Here is a 5,544-nt window from a genome sequence, read left to right as displayed (position 1 = left end):
CGGGTCGCGGTCCAGACCGTGGTGCCGAGCGCGGCGACCACGCCGCCGACGGCGACGACGGCCTGGACGACGAACCGCGGGCCTCGGGGCACGAACGCCTCGAGCAGCACGGCCACGACCGCGACCGCGCCGACGACCATCAGCGGGGCGAGCAGGTCCCACTCGAGCGTGGGCGCGGGGATGTCGGCGGTGCGCATCAGTGGCCTTCCTCGTGCGGCTCGGCCTGGGCGACCGGGGCCGGGGTGCGCGGCTCGGGGTCGCCGACGCCGACGACGTGCGAGACCTCGTCGACGGCCGGCTCGATGACGTTGAGCAGCGGCTGCGGGTAGAACCCGAGCGCGACAATGAGCACGACGAACGGGCTCAGCGCCGCAACCTCGCGGGTGCCGAGGTCGTGCATGCCGCCGACGTCCGGCGAGAGCGGTCCGGACATCGTGCGCCGGTACAGCCGCAGCACGTAGACCGCGGCCAGGACGATGCCGAGCGCGGCGACCGCGCCGATCACCGGCTCGCGGCTGAACGCGCCGACGATGACCAGCAGCTCGGAGACGAACGGGGCCATGCCGGGAAGGGAGAGGCTCGACAGGCCGCCGACCAGCAGCATCCCGGACATGATCGGGGCGATGCGCTGGACGCCGCCGAACGCCGCGACGTCCGCCGAGCCGCGCTGGGCGATCATGATGCCGGTCACCAGGAACAGCACGGCCGTCGAGAGCCCGTGGTTGAGCATGTAGAGCACCGAGCCGGCCATGGACGTCGTGGTGAGCGCGAAGACGCCCAGCACGATGAAGCCGAAGTGCGAGACCGACGTGAGGGCCACCAGGCGACGCAGGTCGTCCGCGCCGATCGCCAGCAGCGCGCCGTACAGGATGCTGACGACCGCCAGCACCATGACGACCGGGCTGGCCCACTCCGACGCCCCCGGGAAGAGCCCCAGGCAGAACCGGATCATGCCGAACGTGCCGATCTTGTCGATGACGCTGACCATCAGCACCGACGTGGCCGGGGTGGCCGCACCCGCGGCGTCCGGCAGCCAGGTGTGCAGCGGCCACAGCGGCGCCTTGATCGCGAAGGCCAGGAAGAAGCCGAGGAACAGCAGCCGCTCGGTCCAGACCCCCAGGTCGAGGCCCTGCAGGTCGCTCAGCAGGTACGACGGCTCGCCGGCGTCGGCCGACAGGACGTACAGCCCGACGACGGCGGCCAGCATCACCAGGCCGCCGACCAGGTTGTAGACCAGGAAGCCGATGGCGGCGCGACCCCGGCCGGCCGTGCCGTAGCTGCCGATGAGGAAGTAGATCGGTACCAGCGTGGCCTCGAACAGGACGTAGAACAGGAACACGTCCGTCGCGCAGAAGACGCCGATGGCCAGGCCCTCGAGTACGAGCATCCAGGCCAGGTAGCCGTGGGACGCGCCCTCGGAGGCCGGCAGCCGGTCGCGCAGCGCGGCCAGGACCACGAACGGCGTGAGCACGGTGGTGAGCAGGACGAGGGTGAGGCCGAGCCCGTCGACGCCGAGCGCGTAGTGGACGCCCATCGGCTCGATCCAGGTGCGCTCCTCGGTGAGCTGCATGCCGCCGGCGTCGACGTCGTAGCGCGCCAGCACGACCAGCGACAGCACGAGGGTCGCGCCGGTGACCGCGACGGCGAACCAGCGACCCCAGTCACCGCGCGGGGCGAGGGCCAGGACGAGGCCGCCGACGATGGGCAGCAGGGCCAGGGCGGTGAGCATCATGCGATCGTCACCGCCAGGAGGGCCGCGGCCAGGGCGGCGGCCCCGCCGAACAGCACCAGCGCGTAGGAGCGGACGAAGCCGGTCTGGAACCGGCCGAGCCCGTGCGAGGCGTCGCGGAAGGCCGTCGCGACCCCCTGCACGCCCCGGCGACGACGTGCCGGTCGAACGCGGTCACCCCGCGCACCAGCTGCCCGGTCGGACGCACGACGAGCGCGTCGTTGACCGCGTTGCCGTACAGCTCGCGGCGGGCCGCGCGCGTCCACCAGCCGACCTCGTGGTCGGCCGGTGCGTCGTCGGCGACCTCGCGGCGTCCGTAGGTGGCCCAGGCCAGCGCGACGCCGGCGGCGACCACGACGAGCACGAGCAGGGTCAGGACGATCGCGGGCACGGGCAGCTCCTCGTGGTGGGTCTCGCCGACGACCGGCGCCAGCCAGTCGGTGATCCAGTGGCCGAGCAGCAGCACGCCGCCGAGCACCGACAGCGCCGCCAGGACGACCAGCGGGACGGTCATGACCCGGGGCGACTCGTGCGGGTGGACGCCCTCGCGCCAGCGCCGCTCGCCCAGGAAGGTCATGACCATGAGCCGGGTCATGTAGAAGGCGGTGACCCCGGCACCGAGCAGCGTCCCCAGCCCCACCCAGACGTTGAAGCCGAACGCGGTCTCGATGATCTTGTCCTTGCTCCAGAAGCCCGACAGCCCCGGGAAGCCGATGATCGCCAGGTAGCCGGCGGCGAACGTCGCGAAGGTGATCGGCATGGCCGTGCGCAGCGCGCCGTAGTGGCGCATGTCGACGTCGTCGTCCGTGCCGTGCATGACCGACCCGGCGCCCAGGAACATGTTGGCCTTGAAGAAGCCGTGCGTGACCAGGTGGAAGATCGCGAACGCGTAGCCGGCCGGGCCCAGGCCCGCGGCGAGCGTCATGTAGCCGATCTGGCTCATCGTGGAGCCGGCCAGCGCCTTCTTGATGTCGTCCTTGGCGCAGCCGATCGCGGCACCGGCCAGGAGCGTCACGAGGCCGACCGCGACGACCGCGGCCGGCGCCTCGCTGGCGTCGAAGATGGCGCCGGAGCGGACGATCAGGTAGACGCCCGCGGTCACCATGGTCGCGGCGTGGATGAGCGCCGAGACGGGCGTCGGGCCCTCCATCGCGTCCAGCAGCCAGGCCTGCAGCGGCACCTGGGCGGACTTGCCGCACGCGCCGAGCAGGAGCAGCAGGCCCAGGCCCGTGACGACGCCGTCCGAGAGCGCCGGCACGCCGGCCGCCACCCGGCCGATGTCGGTGGTGCCGAGGTGGGCCAGCATGAGCGCGATCGCGATCACCATGCCCAGGTCGCCCACCCGGTTCATGACGAACGCCTTCTGCGCCGCCGACGCGGCCGACGGCTTGTGCTGCCAGAACCCGATGAGCAGGTACGACGCCAGGCCGACGCCCTCCCAGCCCAGGAACAGCACCAGGTAGTCCGCGCCCAGCACGAGCGTCAGCATCGCCGCGACGAACAGGTTCAGGTAGGCGAAGAAGCGCCGGCGTCGCGGGTCGTGGGCCATGTACCCGATCGAGTACACGTGGATGAGCGTGCCGACGCCGGTGACGAGCAGCACGAACAGGGCCGACAGCTGGTCGTAGGTGAGCGCCATGTCGACCCGCACGCGTCCGGCGTCGAACCAGGTGAACAGGGTCGTGGTGACCGAGCGCTCCTCGGCGTCGCGCCCGACCAGGACGACGAACAGCACGACGCCCCAGACGAACGAGGCGGCCGAGGCGGCGGTGCCGATCCAGTGCCCGAAGCGGTCGCTCTCCTTGCCCCAGGTCAGCAGCAGCAGGGCACCGGCCAGCGGCAGGGCGACGAGCACCCACGCGGTGTCGAGGACGTCGTTCACCACCGGCACCTCACGCCTTCAGCAGGCTCGCGTCGTCGACCGAGGTCGAGCGGCGCGTGCGGTAGATGGACACGATGATCGCCAGGCCGATCACGACCTCCGCGGCCGCGACGACCATGACGAAGAAGGCGCCAGCTGGCCGTCCAGGTCGCCGTGGCGCCGGGCGAAGGAGACGAGCGCGAGGTTCGCGGCGTTGAGCATGAGCTCGACGCACATGAACACGATGATCGCGTTGCGCCGCACCAGGACGCCGAGCGCGCCGATGGTGAACAGCAGCATCGACAGGGCCACATACTCGGTCATCGCGGGCGCACCTCCGTGGGAAGAGCACGGTACGGACGTCCGCCCGCGACCGTGCCGATGGTGACCTCGCTCCGCTCGGTCACGGGGCGCACCTCCGTGGGAAGAGCACGGTACGGACGTCCGCCCGCGACCGTGCCGATGGTGACCTCGCTCCGCTCGGTCATCGGTCCCTCTCCTCCCCGACGACGGGTCCGGTCTCGAGCTCGCGGACGACGGCGTCGACCTCGGCCCGGTCGGCCGGACGCACCTGGTCGCGGGCCCGCAGCGGGGCGGGCACGGACTCCTCGGCGCCGAGCCGTCGGGCAGCAGGGCCGGGGTGTCGACCGCGTTGTGCCGCGCGAACACGCCGGGCGTCGCAGCTGCCCGGGGTGGGTGCCGTGGCGCGCGTAGTCCTGCATCCGGGCCTGGGCAACCTCGCGCTGGGTGAGCCGGCGACCGAGCCGCTCGCGGTGGGCCAGCACCATCGCGCCGAGCACGGCGGTGATGAGCAGCGCGGCCGTGGCCTCGAAGGCCAGCACGTAGGGGCCGAACATGAGCGCGGCCAGCCCCTCGACGTTGCCGCCCGCGTTGGCCTCGTCCAGCCCGACGACCGCGCCGCTGACCGACTGGGCGACCCCGACGACGCCGAGCGCGCCGAACACGACGGCCACGAGCACCGCCCCGACGCGCTGGCCGGGGATGGTCTCGGTCAGGCTCTCGGCCGACTCGACGCCGACCAGCATGAGCACGAACAGGAACAGCATCATGATCGCGCCGGTGTAGACGACGATCTGGACGGCGAACAGGAACGGTGCGCCCTGCGCGGCGTAGAGCACCGCCAGCGAGATCATCACGACGGCCAGGCACAGCGCGGCGTGCACCGCCTTGCGGGCCAGGACGAGTCCCAGCGCGGCCAGCACCATGAACGGCGCCAGCACCCAGAACGCGGTCATGCGTCCTCACCCGGCCTCGTCCCGGCCCCGGTGTAGTAGTCGTGGTGGTCGTCGGACAGCAGCATGTCGTGCGGCGGCTCGGTCATGCCCGGCAGCAGCGGCGCCAGCAGGTCGGACTTGGTGTAGATGAGCGCGGCCCGGTCGTCGTCGGCCAGCTCGTACTCGTTCGTCATGGTCAGCGCGCGGGTCGGGCACGCCTCGATGCACAGCCCGCACAGGATGCAGCGCAGGTAGTTGATCTGGTAGACGCGGCCGTACCGCTCGCCGGGGCTGAACCGCTCGTCCGCGGTGTTGGCCGCGCCCTCGACGTAGATCGCGTCGGCCGGGCAGGCCCACGCGCACAGCTCGCACCCGACGCACTTCTCCAGTCCGTCCGGCCAGCGGTTGAGCTGGTGCCGACCGTGGAAGCGCGGCGCCGTCGGCCGCTTCTCGAACGGGTACTGCTCGGTGACGGTCTTCTTGAACATCGTGCGGAAGGTGACGCCGAACCCGGCGACCGGGTCCCACAGCGTCTCCTTCAGCGTGCGGCTCGCGTCGTCAGGCATCGGAGTCCTCCCTGTCGCGGGCGTGGTGGGCGATGGACGTCTGCGTCCACGGCCGGGTCGGGGCGTGCGGGGCGACCGGCGGCGGCACGGGGTAGCCACCGGCCCAGGCGTCGTGCTCGACGGCCTCGTCGGCGTCGGTGATCGGCAGCAGCG

The 5,544-nt window shown here is 72.1% G+C and carries 4 protein-coding genes and 2 pseudogenes; all 6 read right to left on the bottom strand.

Annotated features, from left to right (window positions below; genetic code table 11):
* Nucleotides 1-197, bottom strand: a pseudogene (locus AC2W7G_RS08290) (NADH-quinone oxidoreductase subunit NuoN); the annotation flags it as partial.
* Nucleotides 197-1,732, bottom strand: a complete 1,536-nt coding sequence (locus AC2W7G_RS08285; protein ID WP_485868013.1) for an NADH-quinone oxidoreductase subunit M — start codon at nucleotides 1,730-1,732, stop codon at nucleotides 197-199. The gene AC2W7G_RS08285 and the pseudogene AC2W7G_RS08290, both read right to left, overlap by 1 nt.
* 7 nt (nucleotides 1,733-1,739) lie before the next feature.
* Nucleotides 1,740-3,611 carry an NADH-quinone oxidoreductase subunit L gene (gene nuoL, locus AC2W7G_RS08280; RefSeq protein WP_485868012.1) on the bottom strand — a complete coding sequence of 624 codons (1,872 nt, stop codon included), beginning with the start codon at nucleotides 3,609-3,611 and terminating at the stop codon, nucleotides 1,740-1,742.
* Between the two features lie 10 nt (nucleotides 3,612-3,621).
* Nucleotides 3,622-3,914: pseudogene (gene nuoK / locus AC2W7G_RS08275) on the bottom strand (NADH-quinone oxidoreductase subunit NuoK).
* On the bottom strand, nucleotides 3,911-4,846 hold the full coding sequence (locus tag AC2W7G_RS08270) for an NADH-quinone oxidoreductase subunit J (protein WP_485868011.1): 936 nt from the start codon (nucleotides 4,844-4,846) through the stop codon (nucleotides 3,911-3,913). Before AC2W7G_RS08270 ends, nuoK begins: the two are co-directional and overlap by 4 nt.
* Nucleotides 4,843-5,391 carry an NADH-quinone oxidoreductase subunit NuoI gene (gene nuoI / locus AC2W7G_RS08265; protein WP_485868010.1) on the bottom strand — a complete coding sequence of 183 codons (549 nt, stop codon included), beginning with the start codon at nucleotides 5,389-5,391 and terminating at the stop codon, nucleotides 4,843-4,845. The genes AC2W7G_RS08270 and nuoI overlap by 4 nt, the downstream gene beginning before the upstream one ends.
* Nucleotides 5,392-5,544: the final 153 nt, after the last annotated feature.

The sequence above is a fragment of the Aeromicrobium sp. PFPM2_SD2 genome (assembly GCF_057364525.1).
This window is presented reverse-complemented; position numbering and strand designations above follow the sequence as displayed.

Coding starts and splice junctions, on each gene's coding strand:
- AC2W7G_RS08285 (WP_485868013.1), bottom strand. CDS start 1,732: ATGATGCTCACCGCCCTGGCCCTGCTGCCCATCGTCGGCGGCCTCGTC.
- AC2W7G_RS08270 (WP_485868011.1), bottom strand. CDS start 4,846: ATGACCGCGTTCTGGGTGCTGGCGCCGTTCATGGTGCTGGCCGCGCTG.
- nuoI (WP_485868010.1), bottom strand. CDS start 5,391: ATGCCTGACGACGCGAGCCGCACGCTGAAGGAGACGCTGTGGGACCCG.